Origin of the sequence: Gemmata obscuriglobus (assembly GCF_008065095.1) — a bacterium.
GTDB classification, from domain to species: domain Bacteria; phylum Planctomycetota; class Planctomycetia; order Gemmatales; family Gemmataceae; genus Gemmata; species Gemmata obscuriglobus.
Genome location: NZ_CP042911.1, coordinates 1,723,787 through 1,739,743, shown reverse-complemented (window position 1 = coordinate 1,739,743; position 15,957 = coordinate 1,723,787). Strand labels below are relative to the sequence as shown.

15 protein-coding genes are annotated in these 15,957 nt (G+C 65.3%); 9 read left to right on the top strand and 6 right to left on the bottom strand.

What is annotated here, in order from left to right; all coding sequences use genetic code 11:
• Positions 1-237 precede the first annotated feature (237 nt).
• The 3 genes from GobsT_RS07235 to GobsT_RS07225 form a co-directional block, all read right to left on the bottom strand.
• The gene (locus GobsT_RS07235; RefSeq protein WP_050790206.1) at positions 238-1,593 is read right to left on the bottom strand and encodes a hypothetical protein; all 1,356 of its coding nucleotides are present in this window, start codon (positions 1,591-1,593) and stop codon (positions 238-240) included.
• A 154-nt stretch (positions 1,594-1,747) separates the two neighbouring features.
• Entirely contained in the window at positions 1,748-2,665 is a 918-nt protein-coding gene (locus GobsT_RS07230; protein WP_010034517.1) for a hypothetical protein, read from the bottom strand.
• Positions 2,666-2,781: 116 nt separating this feature from the next.
• Entirely contained in the window at positions 2,782-3,048 is a 267-nt protein-coding gene (locus GobsT_RS07225) for a hypothetical protein (protein WP_010034518.1), read from the bottom strand.
• A gap of 150 nt (positions 3,049-3,198) precedes the next feature.
• Here GobsT_RS07225 and GobsT_RS07220 point away from each other — a divergent pair, with 150 nt between their 5' ends.
• From GobsT_RS07220 to GobsT_RS07205, 4 genes are all read left to right on the top strand, one after another.
• Entirely contained in the window at positions 3,199-3,753 is a 555-nt protein-coding gene (locus GobsT_RS07220; protein WP_010034519.1) for a thioredoxin family protein, read from the top strand.
• Positions 3,754-4,165: 412 nt separating this feature from the next.
• On the top strand, positions 4,166-4,687 hold the full coding sequence (locus tag GobsT_RS07215) for a helix-turn-helix domain-containing protein (RefSeq protein WP_010034520.1): 522 nt from the start codon (positions 4,166-4,168) through the stop codon (positions 4,685-4,687).
• Positions 4,688-4,734: 47 nt separating this feature from the next.
• Complete coding sequence (locus tag GobsT_RS07210; RefSeq protein WP_010034521.1) at positions 4,735-5,409, top strand: transposase; 675 nt, start codon at positions 4,735-4,737, stop codon at positions 5,407-5,409.
• Positions 5,410-6,002: 593 nt separating this feature from the next.
• Complete coding sequence (locus GobsT_RS07205; protein ID WP_033197781.1) at positions 6,003-6,959, top strand: alpha/beta fold hydrolase; 957 nt, start codon at positions 6,003-6,005, stop codon at positions 6,957-6,959.
• A gap of 292 nt (positions 6,960-7,251) precedes the next feature.
• Here the strand turns inward: GobsT_RS07205 and GobsT_RS07200 are convergent, their stop codons facing one another.
• The 3 genes from GobsT_RS07200 to GobsT_RS07190 form a co-directional block, all read right to left on the bottom strand.
• The gene (locus GobsT_RS07200; protein ID WP_010034528.1) at positions 7,252-7,668 is read right to left on the bottom strand and encodes a hypothetical protein; all 417 of its coding nucleotides are present in this window, start codon (positions 7,666-7,668) and stop codon (positions 7,252-7,254) included.
• Between the two features lie 15 nt (positions 7,669-7,683).
• A complete protein-coding gene (locus GobsT_RS07195) occupies positions 7,684-8,595 on the bottom strand; it encodes a DUF1559 domain-containing protein (protein WP_010034530.1) in 912 nt (303 codons plus the stop codon).
• A gap of 156 nt (positions 8,596-8,751) precedes the next feature.
• Complete coding sequence (locus GobsT_RS07190) at positions 8,752-10,236, bottom strand: aldehyde dehydrogenase family protein (protein WP_010034539.1); 1,485 nt, start codon at positions 10,234-10,236, stop codon at positions 8,752-8,754.
• A 318-nt stretch (positions 10,237-10,554) separates the two neighbouring features.
• Here GobsT_RS07190 and GobsT_RS07185 point away from each other — a divergent pair, with 318 nt between their 5' ends.
• From GobsT_RS07185 to tnpC, 5 genes are all read left to right on the top strand, one after another.
• Positions 10,555-10,962, top strand: coding sequence for a hypothetical protein (locus GobsT_RS07185; protein ID WP_010034540.1), 408 nt, complete (start codon positions 10,555-10,557; stop codon positions 10,960-10,962).
• A gap of 191 nt (positions 10,963-11,153) precedes the next feature.
• On the top strand, positions 11,154-11,759 hold the full coding sequence (locus GobsT_RS07180; protein ID WP_109571231.1) for a hypothetical protein: 606 nt from the start codon (positions 11,154-11,156) through the stop codon (positions 11,757-11,759).
• Positions 11,760-11,833: 74 nt separating this feature from the next.
• A protein-coding gene (locus tag GobsT_RS07175) for an IS3 family transposase (RefSeq protein ID WP_417936319.1) occupies positions 11,834-12,962 on the top strand; the annotation gives its coding sequence in 2 pieces (ribosomal slippage) (positions 11,834-12,112 and positions 12,114-12,962; 1,128 coding nt in all).
• Positions 12,963-13,066: 104 nt separating this feature from the next.
• Positions 13,067-14,398: an IS701 family transposase gene (locus tag GobsT_RS07170; protein ID WP_010034542.1), complete on the top strand. Its 1,332-nt coding sequence runs from the start codon at positions 13,067-13,069 to the stop codon at positions 14,396-14,398.
• Entirely contained in the window at positions 14,395-15,204 is an 810-nt protein-coding gene (gene tnpC, locus GobsT_RS07165) for an IS66 family transposase (RefSeq protein WP_010034543.1), read from the top strand. The genes GobsT_RS07170 and tnpC overlap by 4 nt, the downstream gene beginning before the upstream one ends.
• Positions 15,205-15,957 lie beyond the last annotated feature (753 nt).

Sequence of the window (15,957 nt, the reverse complement as noted above, 5' to 3'; positions counted from 1 at the left end):
TCGCCTTCTCGTGATCGATCTCGTCAGAATCGCAGGAATCTTAAACTACTGAAGTTGGGTTGGGTGTCCCTGCAGCAATTCCCGGCGCTCGCGTATAATTGCCTATTGATCTCACAAATGTGACTTCTTCTAGTCAGATCGATCATCGAGTCGCGCGGGTACCCGGGCCACGCCGAGGCGCAGCTGCGGCGGTTTGCATTGGGATGTGTTTTCGACGGGTGCGATGTGTGGCCGTGACTACGACGTGTCATCCGCGTGGCCTGGTCCCGACGGGGGCTCGATCCACTCGTCCAGGCGCGGCCGCCGGAACCCGACGGCCAGGGCCTGGTACACGTCCCGCATGGACGACACCTCGAACGACGCGAACAGGTGCCGGACCCCGTCCCACACCGCGGCCCGCGCGCCCTTCTTCACGACCGCCGCCTGGAACAGGGGGTTGCACATCTGCTGCACCTGATCGAAGAGGAACGCCAGGAGCATCAGGTGCGCCAGCACCACCGACAGGTTGTTGTCCCCGTGCCCGAAGTTGTGCGCGAAGTGGTACCCCTGGTTCTTGAGCGTGTTGAACGTCTCGTTCTCGATCCGCCACCGGGCCCGCCCGGCCCGCGCCAGTTGCCGCACGTTGGCCCCGGTGACGGCCATGTCCGCGACCCACGTCCATTCCCGTGGGGTCCCGTCCGGATCGAGTTCCACCAGGTGCACGAAGTTCACCCGCACGTCGTCATTCGACTCGTTCAGCGGCAGATCGGCGATCCACAGGTAGCTGCGGCGGAGCCCGGTCCGCGGGTCCGCGTCCTCGACGACCTCGAACGCGTGCTGGTCCTGGCGGGCGCACACGTGCGCGAACAGGTGGGCGTGGTCCGCAGCCTTGACACCCAGGAGGAAATGGCACCTGGCCTTCTGAAGGTCCCGGACGTGGGGTGCATTGCTGCTCCGCGCGTCCTCGACCACGAGAACGGCTAGGTCCGGGTGCTCCTCGCGGAACCGGCCCAACCACCGCCGGGCCGCGTTCCGCTCGCAGTCGTTCTTGGTCCCCCCGTCGGCCCGCTGGATCGGCTCGGGGGCCAGGGCCAGGACCGCGGAGAAGTCCGGATGAACGACCGCGGCCCCGAGCATCTGGTGGTAATACGACACGGCCCCGTTGGCGTGCCGGCGGGTCATGCAATGGGGGCAGTGGACCTTCTGGGAGCAGAAGTACTCGACCCCGTCCAGGGCCACCACGTAGCACCCGTCCACCCGGTACTCGTCCAAGACGTGAGCCGCCTGCAACCGGGCGAACACGTCCCGGAACACGGGCCGCAGGTGGTCCGGGTCCACGTCGTCGAGGACGGCCCGCATCTGGGAATCACTGGGCCGGCCCGTGAGGCCGAACACGTGCCGCAGGTTGTGGTCCAGGGTGCGCCGTTGGAACGCGAGTAGGGACGGGGCCTTGAGGGCGAATAGGGCCAGCCCCGCCATCAGCACGTCGGGCAGCGAGAACGTGGGCCCGCGGCGTGCGTCCGGGATCGTCTCGAACCGCTCCCGGGCGCACGCGATCAGGGCGTCGGAGTGCAGGTCCTCATATGCACGCGGGGAACTGACGGGTAGGCTCATGACCACGCCCCAGCGAGATCCCAGGGCGATACGACAACGGCCGCCTCGGACCGAGCGTACCCCGCCGAGGCCAACAGGGCTCACGAATTCGAGCTTTTCAAGCCGAATTTCGCTCGCCGGGAATTGCTGGTGTCCCTGTAGATTTTGGCGATGCTCAAGCAGCGGCCCAGAAGTGATGCCAGTCCGGGGTATCAACGACGGCCGCCAATTCCACGAGCGGTCCGACGTGTTCGACCCGCCAGCGCGCGCCGGTGAGCTTCATCCGTCGGTTCACCAGTTGCTTAATCGAGCCCTCAATGAGCCCACTGCCGATGCTCCGGCCTTTGGCCAGCCGTTCCGCGTACCCCAGGCGCGTCGGGTGCGCGCCGAGGTAACCGGCCAGGTCCCTCAGCGGGTCCCCGTCGGCCCCCGGTGGCAGCTCGCCGAATCGGTCGGCGATCCACCGCTCGATCCCCGCTTTCCCGCCCGCGACCACGGCCAACAGCCCGCTCTGCCGGTGCGCCGCCGCCTCCGCCGTGTCACCCCAGACGGCCTTCACCGCGGTCCCGATGTGCTCGGCCGCGTGGTACACGTCCAGCACACCGGCCGCCTGGGGCAACACATCCGCCGCCAGGTTCCAGATCCACTCGGCGCCGTCACCGAGCACCGTCACGTCCGCGCCCGTGGTCACCTTCAGCCGGTCCGCCTCGGCCCGCACCCGCACCGCGAACGCACCGGCCTCCTCGACGTTCGCGACCACGGTGCGAATGGTCGGGGGCGGCAACACGCGGTCCCCCCATTCCGCGGGTGCCGCCGGTTTGCCGGGCTTCCGCTTACCGATCGCGCACACCTTGACGTCCCGCCACCCGGTCGTGGTGTTCACCTTACCGGCGTCGATCTGAACCTCGACCGCGCCGGCGGCGGCGGTGAACCGGCGGTCGTCGGTGCGGGTGCCCCGTGAGGCGCTCAGGCGACGGGCCGTTGCGTGGGTGCGCTGGCGGATCAGCTCGTCGTCCAGTTCCCAGCCGGCGAGCTCGCGCAACATCACCTGGGCTCGCGCGAACGCGTCCCGCGCGCCGGCGAGCACCGCCATCCGCTGTGCCGCCGCCGTCACGTACCCGTCGACGCCCAGAACGGCATCGGCCGGGAACGCTCCGCCGTCGGTGGTGACGGCGTACTGACGGAACAGGCGGACGCGCCCCAGCGCGGTCAGGAGCCACCGCGGGCGCCGCCCCTTGAGCCGCGCGCCGACTTTTTTTTAGCGTCGGTGGTGTTGGCCCGATCCTGAACGGCGGAAGCCAACGTGTCCCGGACCAGCCGGCGCCCCGAGTCGAGGGCGACGCGCTCACACGCGCCCAGGACCGTCCCGTCGGGCGCGGTCGCGGCGACCGGCCTCATCTGCGTCAGGAACGCCACCGCTTGTTCCAGAATCAGCCGCTCGCTCTCGGTCTGGTATTCGATGGTCAGCGTCGGCATCCGTGCCTCGGGGGTAGTTCGGAGGTTAGTAGCCTAACCGCTATAGGCTGCCAAAATCTATAGGGGCACCCAGTTGGGTTGACTTGGTGTTCTGTGCTGGGTATCGGTGTGTACGAACCGTTACGGGTCGGTTTCGCGTGGGAAGCACGAATGCCAAGGACGCCTCTCGCCTTTTCCGCACTACTTGCTCTGCCTGCCTTCACGTCTACTACTGTTGCCGCGTACGCACAGGAGATCCAGTGGCGGCACGACTATGCGGCCGCACGGAAAGAGGCGGCTGAAACCGGACGCCCGCTGCTTCTCGATTTCGGAACGGATGCGTGCGCATGGTGTCGGAAGTTCGATGCCACCACGTTCCGTGACCCGAGGGCCGTGAAGCTCCTAAATGAGCGGTTCGTACCGGTTAAGCTCGACGGGAACAAGGAGCAGCGTCTCACCGCCGCACTGCGGATCGACGGATTTCCGACGCTCGTTATCGCGACTCCCGAGGGCAAAGTTGTTGGTCGACACGCGGGTTATGTGGACGGCTCCCAGTTCCTGACCCTGGCGAACAAGGCTCCCACTCCGGCCCCTCCTCGGAGGCAACCGGCGGCAGGTGCGGACGCCCCACCGCGAGACGCGAAGGCATTGCTCGGCAGCAGAGCGGAGGTCGATGCCGCCCTTGCCGCACTGTATCCGGGAATTGCGGCCGCCCTGGACCGCTGACTCCTGGCACACGTCTCAATTCCTCGATCACGACAAGTCTCGAACTGATACCGACCGGCTTTGATTCCCGTCGATTCGCTACACTTCCCGCAATTCGAACCTGCAGTGCGGGCGAGTTCTTGAGCGGTGCTTCGGGCCTCCGCTCCCAGCGAGGCCGAACGGTTTGGCGACCGCTCGCTTCGCAAGCGGAACAAACTTCAAGCTGGGCTCCTTAGCTCACGTCTAATATCAAGTGCTTGTTCGCTTTGGCTGATCTGCTGCGACATGAGTGCCGGTTGGGATGCGCAGTCGCTCGTTGGTGGCGATCACTCTCGATCGCTAGATCAGGCTGGCTGAATCGGCCTTCCATCACGACGGGAGTTTCGTCATCCTCGCGGGGTATCCCAGATTGACACCCCGTGCGGAGCCGGTCATGCCAGGGAAGGCCGCCAAGGTGGTCATCACGGAGCGGCAGCAAGAGATCCTCCAACGGTGGGTTCGGTCCCGCTCCTGCCCGCGGGGATTGGCACAGCGAGCCGAGATCATCCTGCTCGCCTTCGACCGCCTGCAGAACGGACCGATCGCCGAGCCACTCGGGTGTGAGCGGCCCGCCGTCGGGATCTGGCGGCGACGCTGGGCGGACGTCTTCGACACCCTGGTCCGCATCGAGTGCCTCGAAGGTCTCTCGGCCCTGGAGACGGCGATCGAGGATGTCCTGAGTGACAACCCCAGGTCCGGTTGCCCGGGGACGTTTGCTCCCGACCCGATCGCCCGGATCATCGCGGTCGCGTGTGAGCCGCCGGAGGATTCGGGCCGACCCGTGACGCACTGGACCCCGGCCGAGTTGGCCGAGGAGGTCGTGGCACGCGGGATCGTTCCGGCCATCTCCGTCCGCCACGTCGGACGCTTTTTAAAAGTGCCGAACTCCAGCCCCATCGGAGTCGGTACTGGCTGAACGCGAACCCCAAGGATCCCGAGGCGTTCGCCCAACACGTCCGGGAGGTGTGCGACTGCTACCCGGCGGCCCCGGATCGGTCGAAGGCCGGGGTTCACACGGTGTGCGTGGACGAGATGACGGGGGTCCAGGCGAAGGAGCGGATCGCCCCGACCCGGCCGATGCGGCCGGGTCAGACCGAAAAGGTCGAGTTCGAGTACAAGCGGCATGGGACGCAGTGCTTGATCGGGAACTTCGCGGTGGCAACGGGTCAGGCGATCGCCCCGACGGTTCAGGCGACGCGGGGCGAGAAGGACTTCGCCACCCACATCGAACAGACGGTGGCGACGGACCCAGAGGCGGGGTGGATCTTCGTGGCGGACAACCTGACGACGCACACCTCGGCGACGCTGGTGTTGTGGGTGGCGTCGCTGTGCGGGATCGCGGCGGAGTCGCTGGGGGAGAAGGGGAAGAGTGGCATTCTGAAGTCGGTGGCGACGCGGAAGGCGTTCCTGACGGATGCGAGCCACCGGGTTCGTTTCGTGTACGTGCCCAAGCACACGTCGTGGCGGAACCAGGTGGAGATCGGGTTCCGCGTGCTGGCCAGGCGTATGTTGCGTCGAGGGAACTTCCGTTCGGTGGCGGACCTGCGTGAGAAGATACTGGCGTACATCGCGTACTACAACCGGACGCGAGCCAAGCCCTACAAGTGGACCTACGCGGGCCGCCCGCTCAATGTGTGAAACCAGGGAACCGTCTGCCTTGGTGGAAGGTCGATTCAGCCAACGTGATCTAGCGAATCAATTATAATATATCAATATTAACAAAATAATAATTAAACATACAGTTAAAATATATATTATATTCATTATTATCATCATAGAAAACCCGTCATCCGACTGAAGGTGACGGACATCACCTTTGCAATTTCGGCCTCCGATAGCTCACCCCACACCTACCCTCCCGGCACGCCTGTCTATGTCATGCCTTTCGCTCGCTATTGTGGCCGTTAAAGACGCCCGCACCACAAATTACTCAAGATATCGTCACCAGAAGGTGCGCACCAGCCGGATCACACCCCCGGTCGAAATCGTTGTCCAGCCCCAACGCTTGGTAATAGCGAGGGCCGAGGGAGGCTGAGCTTGCCCCGGGGCGCAGCTCAGCCGTCTGAACTCAAATCCTCACGCTGGCCGCCAGGTTCGCCACTGAGGGGTCGCCCCGGCTCGATTTGATCCGGCAGGACGCCCCACGGCCGTGTCGGGAACGAGCGCCAGCGGTGCGCCGCTTCTAATACCGATCGGACCCTTCAAACCCGGTTCTTTTCTGTGAGGTGAGTATGACGCGCTCAGCAATGCTGTTCCTGTCAGCGGTTACCGCGCTGGTCCTCGGCGCGCCCGCAGCAGCGGCGGACCTGCGGCCGGTTAAAGTGCAGCACAAGACGGTGAAGGTCGGCGATTTGGACATCTTCTACCGCGAGGCCGGCCCGAAAGATGCGCCCGCGGTGCTGCTGCTGCACGGCTTCCCGACCAGCTCGCAGATGTTCCGCAACCTGATCCCGGCGCTCGGCGACAAGTACCGCGTCGTCGCTCCGGACTACCCTGGCTACGGCCACAGCTCGATGCCGCCGCGGGACAAGTTCGCGTACACGTTCGACAATTTAGCAAAGGTGATCGACGAGTTCACCGCGAAGGTCGAACTCAACACGTACGCGCTGTACGTGCAGGACTACGGCGCCCCGGTGGGTTATCGCCTGGCGGCCGCGCACCCAGAGCGGATCACGGCCATTGTGGTGCAGAACGGCAACGCTTACGAAGAGGGACTCGACAACGAGTTCTGGAAGCCGGTCAAGGCGTGCTGGAAGGACCCGAACAACAAAGAGAAGCGCGACGCGCTCCGCGCCCTGCTCACCTACGACGCGACCAAATGGCAGTACACGCACGGACTGAAGCACCCCGAACTGGTCAGCCCGGACGGGGCCGCCCACGACCAGTTCTTGCTCGACCGTAAGGGGAACGACGAGATCCAGCTCGACATGTTCCTGAGCTACGGCAGCAACCCGCCGCTGTACCCGAAGTGGCAAGAGTACTTCCGTAAGCACCAGCCGCCGGTGCTGATCGCCTGGGGCAAGAACGACAAGATCTTCCCAGCCGAAGGGGCTGAGCCGTACAAGCGGGACCTCAAGACACTGGAGTTTCACCTACTCGACGCCGGTCACTTCGCTCTCGAATCGCACGGCGACGAGATTGCTTCCCTCATGCGGAACTTCCTCGGCAAGCACACCGCCAAGAAGTAACGGCCGGCGTTCACTGGCACCCGTTGCCACGCCCCGAAGAAGCGTGACAGCGGGCGCCCATCCGCGCGCAGACGCTAGCGCTCCGTCGACACTAAATTTTCGGGTCGAAACGCCCTGCTTTTGCAGGAACTCCCCGTGACGTCGCTTCAGCAACCCGAAATTTTAGCGTATACGAAATTAGTGCGCCCCGGCTCCAAAGAGAAGATCGCCCCGTACCCGCTCCGTTGACTCGCGCGGCGAATTGTCAATCAACCGCGTCCCAGAGCGAGAACGACTCGGGGACGCGCGTTCGTCACTTACCCAATTCCCAGTTTTTCTCGTTCGTGCCGCTCTTGACCTCGTGAGCCAGTTCGGTCTTGGCCGGGTCGCTGTACTTCGGCGGCAGCAGTTCGGCGGTTACGGGCATCTCCGGGCTGTTGGGGGTCGGGTAGACTTTCTTCTTGCCGACCACCTTGCTGCCCGAGATCACGACCTTCGTGTGCCCGATCGGCACCCGCGCGGCGGTGTACTTCCCGTCTTTAATCACGCCCCCGGCCGTCCCCCCCTTGCCGTCCGCCGGAACGAACGTGATCGCCCCGTCGTCCAGCGGCTTGCCGTCGTAACTCACCGTACCCGACACGTCGGCCAGTTCCGGCCCGTCGGAGCACCCGACCAGGGCGACGGCCGCGGCGAACGCCGTGACCGCACCCGCGAATCGTAGAACGCGCATCGCCGCCTCCGGTTATTAGTTGGAGAACACTTCGCCGCCGTTCATGGTCCCCATCGCGGACCACGTGCTCAGCGTGGTGCTGTTCGAGAAGAACCGGATGCTGCCGTCGCACAGGGCCGCGTTCACGCCGCCGGTGTGGCGGCTGCGGGCGGCGCTGTACTGCGAGCCGGAGGTGGTGTACGGCATCATCGGGTCGGTCCCGACGGCCCAGTTCACCACGTCCGGGGCGGACGAGTTGGGGGTGGTGATGGTCATGAACTTGAACACCCCGTCGTCGTTGTGGATGTCGCCCCGCCAGTCGTTGTCGTCCGGGCTCTTGGTCATCAGCGTTTCGGACAGCATCAGCGTGTTGGAGGTGCCGTCGCTGATGCTGGTCATCACCACCTTGCCGGGCGTGCCGCGGTTCCCGCCGGTGTGGTAGAACGGCGCGAGCTGGGCGGGCGGGGCCGCGTCGTACCGGGCGTTGCCCCAGTTCACGACGTAGTTGCCGCGGGCGCGCTGGTAGTACGCGCTGGCCGAGTTCAGGTCCGAGCCGGCGTCGCTCGGGCAGTAGTAGATGGCGACCCGGGCGCCGCACAGCCCGCTCATCGAGTTGCCGACGGTCGCCGGCGGCAGGTAGAACTGCTGGGTGTTGTAGTCGATCTTGCTGGACAGCGCGGTCTGCTCGATGTACGGCCACAGGTACATCACCCACGTCTGGCGCGGGTTGTTGCGGGCGCCGATCGGGAACTGTCCGACCGCGTCGTGGTACCCGTGCATCGCCAGCCCGAACTGCTTGAGGTTGTTGGAGCACTTCATGCGCGCGGCGGCCTCGCGCACCTTCTGAACGGCCGGTAGCAAGAGCCCGATCAGGATCGCAATAATCGCGATGACAACGAGCAGCTCGATGAGCGTGAACCCGCGCCGCGGGAGAGGCGGAGCCTTCATGATAAAGCCCTGTGATGTGTAACGGACGCAAAGGCGAGTGCGAGTCGGACGAACGTGCGATCTGATTCCGAACTTACCGTCCCGCATTTGCGGACGCAAGAGCCAAACGGCCGTTTCTCGACGAAACGGCCGTTTGACTCTTGCGCCCACGGATCATCACAGCGCCATCGTGACCGTCTTCACCTCGGTGTAGAGTTGGAGCGCGTACTGCCCCAGCTCGCGCCCGATGCCGGACATTTTGAACCCGCCGAACGGGGCGCCGGCGTCGAACACGTCGTAGCAGTTGACCCACACGGTCCCGGCCTTGAGCCCGTTCGAGAGCCGCAGCGCCTTGCCGATGTCGCGGGTCCACACCGCCGCCGCCAGACCGTAGTTCGTGCGGTTCCCGCGGGCGAGCACCTCGTCGGTGTCCTTGAACTTCAGGATGCTCATCACGGGGCCGAAGATCTCTTCCTTCGCGATCCTCATTTCGTCGGTCACGTCGGTGAACACGGTCGGCTGAACGAAGTACCCCTTCTCACCGACCCGGCCGCCGCCGGCGAGCATTTTCGCCCCGTCCTTCTGGCCGGCGTCGATGTAGCCCATGACGCGGTCGAACTGCTCCTGGCTCACCTGCGGGCCTTGCTCGGTGTCCGTGCTGAACGGGTCGCCGACCTTCCGCCCCTTCGCCTTCGCGACGATCTTGTGAACGAACTCGTCGTACGCGCTCTCCTGCACGAACAACCGCGACCCGGCGACGCAGCACTGCCCCTGGTTGAAGAACAGCCCGAAGTACGCGCCCTCGACCGCGGCGTCCATGTCGGCGTCGGCGAACACGATGTTGGGCGACTTGCCGCCGAGTTCGAGCGACACCCGCTTCAGGTTCGACTGCGCCGCCGCGGTCATCACGATCTTGCCGGTGCCGGTCTCGCCGGTGAACGCGATCTTGTCCACGTCCATGTGCCCCGACAGTGCCGCGCCCGCCGTGGGGCCGAACCCGGGCACGACGTTCACCACGCCGTCGGGGAACCCGACCTCCTGTGCGAGTTGCGCGACGCGGAGGGCCGTGAGCGGGGTCTGTTCCGCCGGCTTGAGGACGATCGTGTTCCCGCACGCGAGCGCCGGCCCCCACTTCCACGCCTGCATCAGGAGCGGGAAGTTCCAGGGGATGATCTGCCCGACGACGCCGACCGGCTCGTGCCGGGTGTAGCAGAAGTACGGGCCGTTGATGGGCAGCGTCTGGCCGAACACCTTGTCCGCCCAGCCGGCGTAGTACCGGTAGCACTGGATCGAGAGCGGCAGGTCGGCCGCGAGCGAGTCGCCGATGGGCTTGCCGTTGTCGAGCGACTCGAGCGCGGCCAGCTCCTCCTTGTGCGCCTCGATCGCGTCGGCGAGCTTGTTGATGAGCCGCCCGCGCTCGCTGGCGTTCATCCGCCCCCAGGGGCCGGTCTCGAGCGCCGCCCGGGCGGCGCGCACCGCCAAATCGATGTCGGCCTTATCGCCCTCGGCCACGCGGCAGATGACCTCGCCGCTGGCCGGGTCGAGGGTCTCGAACGTTTTGCCGGACACGCTGTCGACCCACTTCCCGCCGATCAGCAGTTGCTGGTCGGCGACGCGGGGCTTGGTGGGCCTGGGCTTCGCGGGCGCGGTGGCGGTGGACACGGGAAGGCTCCGGGAGAGAAGACGGGCACGGGCGCCATTCTCCCCCGGCGTACAGGCGAGTCAAGCGCCCGAAAGGAAGATGGCGGACAAACGTGACCGACACGGTCTTGAGACATTACCGGACCAGTAGCGCAATCTCGAACGCTCACAACCCACACAATACCTCCAATTCAACCGACCATAAAAGTCGATCGTTTCAGAGACAGTTAGTCGCCCAGCATGGTCGGTGTCCCGATCGTTCGGGATCGCCCAGATGGGATGGGTAAACCGGGGGATTCGCTCATGAGAACGGGATTACGGCGGATCGGGCGAGGTGCGGTGGTCGCGTTCCCGCTCGCACTGGCGGCGTGTCAGACGCTCATTAAACCGGCGCCATGCGTGGATGGTGTCGAAGGTGGCGACTGCCCGAAAGCGGTGTTCGCTCCACGGGTTCTTCACAACCCGACGGTGCTGACCGCAGCAGGTGATCTGGACCATGTGGAGAAGCACATCGACTGGCACGGCAGTGTAGTTCCCAAGGTGCCCGATGTCTGGGGGCAGGCTCGGCTGACCCTTTACCGCGAGCAGTTCGAGCAAGAGATGCTGAAGGAATTGGGTCAGTTCAAGGAAGCACTACAAGGATCGGTTGCCCGATCCGATCAGGCGTTCGCGCTGAGTACAACGGCCTTAGGGCTTCGCTCGGAGCAACAAAAGATAAAACGCCGCAACTGCTGCCGGTTGGTCTGACGTCGAGTGTTGATAAAGATGGTAACGTGACAGTTGCCGCAGCGAGTGATCCGAACTTTTTCTTCACCCCGCCTGGTACCGCATTCGACCCAAACAGGTTTCAGGCCTTTTTCACTGGTAAGGATGGTAGCGCTACGAAGCTCCAGATAGGCCTAGAACCAGAGCGAGTTTTTGAGCAAAAGAAGCGGTACTTGGATCTGCTCGCCCAGATACGCCGGACGAACGAGGGCGACGATACGGCGGACTCGCCCGGGTACTCGCTCCAATTGTTCCGCATCCCCGTTTCAGTGTTGCCCGGGAAGCACACTGACAAGGGCCACGGCGCCGAAATCACCATGACCCTGACGCCGGCACTCGGTGACGACCTGCTGCCTACCACGTTCCGCAACTTGCTCATCAACGACCTGCTCCACCAGCTCGCCTTCCCGCTCACCGAAGTGCTCGGCGACGAGAAAGTAATCGGGCTGCTCGATGCCGACTTCCAGGTGTTCGTGCGCGTCGTTACGCAGCTAAACGACTATCTATCAAGAAACAATGATAAAGAGGCAATGGAGCTGGCGAAAGCCGTGAAGGCGGACAAGCGGTTGCACGACGCCTTCGTGAAATTCGCGACAAAAGAGATCGCCGATGCGTTCGAATCGTTAAATGCAGACCAAAGTCAATCAGAGCAGGTAAAAGGTCTTCGCGAGTCACGGAACGTACGCTCCGCCCTCCAGAAGGGCTTCCCGACCTCGTTTAACAGCTGTACTTTCCGCGAATTTGTAGGCCGGGCGGTGATGGTGGTACGTTCGGAGTAGACGAATGTTTATAGTGGACCCCGAAAACTGGACCGCCGGTTAAGCTATACCGGAGGCCCAGGAAAGGGGAACCCATGGCGGGCAAGCGGAAGAGTCACTCGGCGGCGTTCAAGGCCCAGGTCGCGCTGGCGGCCCTCAAGGGCGACAAGACCATCAACGAACTGGCGAGTCAGCACGGCGTCCACCCGACCCTGATTCATGGGTGGAAGAAGCAGTTGCTCACCGGGGCCGAGGCCGTGTTCGCCTCGGGGGCGAAGGGCACCGGCCCCCCGGAAGACAAGACGACCGAGTTGTACGAGCAGATCGGCCGCCTCAAGGTGGAACTCGACTGGGTGAAAAAAAAATCGGCCGCCCTCGGCTGAGGCCAAGCGTGCCCGGATCGAGGCCGAGCACCCGGAGCTGAGCGTCCGGCGCCAGTGCGAGCTGATCGGATTGAACCGCTCGACGGTGTACTACGAGCCGACCCCGGAGAGCGCGGAGAACCTGACGCTGATGCGGTTGATCGACGAGCAGTACACGACGTGCCCGTTCTACGGGAGCCGGCGCCTGGCCGCGTGGCTGGGCACCCAGGGCCACGAGGTGAACCGCAAGCGGGTGCAGCGGCTGTTGCGGATCATGGGGTTGGAGGCCCTGTACCCCAAGCCCAAGCTGTCGGTCGGGTCCGGGCACAAGGTGTACCCGTACCTGTTGCGGGGCGTGGCCATCGACCGGGTCCATCAGGTGTGGAGCACGGACATCACGTACATCCCGATGCCCACCGGGTTCATGTACCTGGCCGCAACGATGGACTGGTTCAGCCGGTACGTGGTGGCCTGGCGACTGTCCAACACGTTGGACGGGTCATTCTGCCAGGACATGCTGGAGGAGGCCTTGGGCCGGGGCAAGCCGGAGGTGTTCAACACGGACCAGGGAGTCCAGTTCACGGCCGCCGCGTGGGTCGGGCGATTGGAGCGGGCCGGGGTCGCGGTGAGCATGGACGGGCGGGGCCGGTGCCTGGACAACGTGTTCGTGGAGCGCCTGTGGCGGAGCGTCAAGTACGAGGACGTGTACCTCAAGGGTTACGAGTCGGTGCCGGCCCTGGAGAGTGGGCTCCGGGCGTACTTCGGGTTCTACAACACCGAGCGGTTACACCAGTCCCTGGACTACCGCACCCCGGCTCAGGTGTATGGCGTCGGAGCCACGAAGGCCCCGACGAAACAGTAGCGAAGGATAGCAACTTTTTGGTCTAGACAATGGGGTCCACTGTAGCCGGCCCGTCCGGGAGGATGGCGTTACCACACGACCTCCCAACCCGAACGGACGCGGCGATGCCATCTTCGCACACTCCGGCCCCGCGGTGCCAGTGGTTTTCGATTCTGGCCGGTGCCTTGGATCGGCGCTCGGGCCGGCGGTTGGCGCTGTTGTTCCTGGGGGTGCTGTTGGCCCGCGGGCGACAGGCCCGGAGTTGCTGGATCCGAGCCGCCGGGTTGTCGTCCCAGTACCGCCGCTGCTACCCCACCGCGGCCGCCGTCGGGCGCCGGGCCGAGGCCATCGCCACCCGGTTGTTGGTCGAGGTGCTCCGGCCGTTGGTGACCGGGCCGCGGGTCGTGCTCGCGTTGGATGACACCCCGACGGCGCGGTACGGTTCCCAGGTGCAAGGGGCCGGGGTGCACCACAACCCGACCCCCGGGCCGGCCGGGAGCGGGTTCGTGTACGGGCACGTGTGGGTGGTCCTCGGGTTGCTGGTGGCGCACCCGCTGGGCGGGGTCGTGGCGTTACCCCTGTTGGCCCGGCGGTACATCCGGAAGGCGAACCTGGGGGCGGTTCGGGCGGCGGACCGGCCCCCGTTCGCAACCAAGCTGACCATGGCCGTGGGCTTGGTGCGGTGGGCGCACGGGTGGCTGGCGTTGTGGGGGAAGGCGGTGTGGGTGGTGGCCGACGGGGCGTACGCCCAGGGGCCGGTGCTCAAGCCGCTGCGGAAGCTCGGGGTGACGGTGGTGAGCCGACTGCGCCGGGATGCGGCCCTGTGCTCGGTGCCACCGGCGCGAGTACCCGGGCGGCCCGGGCGGCCGCGGGTGTACGGGACCGAGCGGGTGTCGCTGGCCAAGCGGGCCGCCCACCCCGGCGGGTGGAGCACCGGCATGTTCACCGTGTACGGGAAGTCGGTCGAGAAGCGGTACAAGACGTTCGTGGCCACGTGGCGCCCGGCCGGTGGGGCGATCCGGGTGGTGTTGGTGGACGAGCCCCACGGATGGGTCGCGTTCTTCGGCACCGACACCACCGCGACCGTGGCCGACATCCTGGAGCGGGTGGCCGACCGGTTCACCCTGGAGACCTGTTTTCGGGATCTCAAACAAGTCGCCGGGGCGGGTCAGCAGCAGGTGCGCGGGGTGCCGTCGAACGTGGGGTGCTTCCACCTGTGCGCGTGGGCCCACACCCTGACCGAGGTGTGGGCCTGGAACCAGAACGCCGAGGCCCTGGTGGGGCACCGATCCGCATCCCCGTGGGACGACCCGAACCGGCGCCCGAGCCACGCGGACAAGCGCCGGGCCTGGCAACACGAGCTGTTGGCCCAGGAGATTCAGGCCGTTGTGGGCGAGCACCACGACCACGCGAAAATCCGCGACCTCGCCCACCGGTGCTTGGATCTGGCCGCGTGAGCGCGGCCGATTCGCGGAAACTACAGCTGGAACCGGATTACCAGCGGATCCTCGACCACGTGCGGTCGTCCGAGCCGATCGCGGCGGACGAGACCGGGTGGCGGATCGGGGGGCACACGGCCTGGCCCCACGCGTGGGTCGGTGACCGGGACACCGCGTACGCCATCGACTCACAACGCAGCGCCGACGCCCTGGAGCGGGTGATCGGGGCGGACTGGTCGGGCGTCCTGAGCCACGACGGGTTCGCCTCCTACGAGCGATTCGAGGGGGCGATCCACCAGCAGTGCCTGGCCCATGTGCTCCGCCGCGCGCGGGAACTGCTGGAGCGGGCGACCCGCGGGGCCGTGCGGTTCCCGCGCCAGGTGATCGCGCGGTTCACCGAGGCGATCCACTGGCGGAATGAGTACGCGCCGGGGACGTGGACCGACGACCAACGGGACGCGCACCGGTCGCAGTTCGACGACCGCCTGCTGGAGTTGGTGACGCGACCGCGGGCGGTGCCGGCGTACGTGACGCTGGCGAAGCACCTGTGGAACCATTTCGAGCAGTGGTTTACGTTCGTGTTCGACCCGCGGGTCGAGCCCACCAACTGGAAGGCCGAGCAGGCGATTCGCCCCGCGGTTGTGAACCGCAAGGTGTGGGGCGGGAACCGGACCGCCGCGGGCGCGAAGGCGCAAGGCGTGTTGATGTCCGTGTTCGAGACGTGCCGCCGCCGGACCCTCTCGGTCGTGGATCACGTCAGCCACACGTTGCGATGCTTCGGAAACCGGCTCCTACCTCGACCGGTTCTACTACCGGCGCGCTAAACAAGTACCGCACCACTAGCTGTCAAGAAAGTGACGTTACTCAGCCACCAAGTGATGCAAGTGGAGGTGGAGGCGGGCGCCCTACCGCTAGCCCATAGTGCAAAGGCCACGATCCACGTCGCTACCCCATACGGAGTGACTCGCGAGTTGCTGATTCCGGTCGTCGGTACAAAGCCGGCTCCCGCTCCGCCCGCTGCGGGCTTTTCGGCCGCAAAAGCCGAGGTGACTGTTACGTACGCACTGCGCCCCGAAAAGCCGAGCGGATACACACCCGTTGCCACCAAGGTGTCCGGCGACTTGAAGCTCACTTGGGCGCAGCCGACCGGGATCGCGGCCAAGGATTACAAAATTGACCTCGTGTTTGAGTTGGGCAACATCACCGTTCCCTGCTCCTGCGGGGCGATGGCGATAGCGAACGAAAAGGGTGCAGTTGTGATTCCCGAGGCGGAGGTAAAGCGGATCGCCTACGACCTGTTTCAACAAAAGGCGATCCGGGACCAAGCCACAGCCGGAACGCTGACCTCACTCACAACCAAAACGGTTTCGATCACCCCGATCGCGGGTCCGGGGCTTGTGGCCCAGAAAGTTGCAGCGAGCGACCAACTTACAATCGCGTTTAAGGCCGAAGCGTATTGCGGCATCGAGTTGCCTCCTGTCATATGTGCGCCCCCGCAGGAAGCGGCGCCGGCCGCCCAGCCGATGCCAGCGCATGCTCCTTCGTCGCATGCGATCCCGTTGCTCTGTAGTTTCCGC

Excerpts from the sequence above, each read along its gene's own strand:
- GobsT_RS07200 (WP_010034528.1), bottom strand. The coding sequence starts at position 7,668 with ATGCGCGTTCTACGATTCGCGGGTGCGGTCACGGCGTTCGCCGCGGCC.
- GobsT_RS07225 (WP_010034518.1), bottom strand. The coding sequence starts at position 3,048 with ATGCCGACGCTGACCATCGAATACCAGACCGAGAGCGAGCGGCTGATT.
- GobsT_RS07235 (WP_050790206.1), bottom strand. The coding sequence starts at position 1,593 with ATGAGCCTACCCGTCAGTTCCCCGCGTGCATATGAGGACCTGCACTCC.
- GobsT_RS07220 (WP_010034519.1), top strand. The coding sequence starts at position 3,199 with ATGCCAAGGACGCCTCTCGCCTTTTCCGCACTACTTGCTCTGCCTGCC.
- GobsT_RS07195 (WP_010034530.1), bottom strand. The coding sequence starts at position 8,595 with ATGAAGGCTCCGCCTCTCCCGCGGCGCGGGTTCACGCTCATCGAGCTG.
- GobsT_RS07215 (WP_010034520.1), top strand. The coding sequence starts at position 4,166 with ATGCCAGGGAAGGCCGCCAAGGTGGTCATCACGGAGCGGCAGCAAGAG.
- GobsT_RS07230 (WP_010034517.1), bottom strand. The coding sequence starts at position 2,665 with ATGGCGGTGCTCGCCGGCGCGCGGGACGCGTTCGCGCGAGCCCAGGTG.
- GobsT_RS07170 (WP_010034542.1), top strand. The coding sequence starts at position 13,067 with ATGCCATCTTCGCACACTCCGGCCCCGCGGTGCCAGTGGTTTTCGATT.
- GobsT_RS07205 (WP_033197781.1), top strand. The coding sequence starts at position 6,003 with ATGACGCGCTCAGCAATGCTGTTCCTGTCAGCGGTTACCGCGCTGGTC.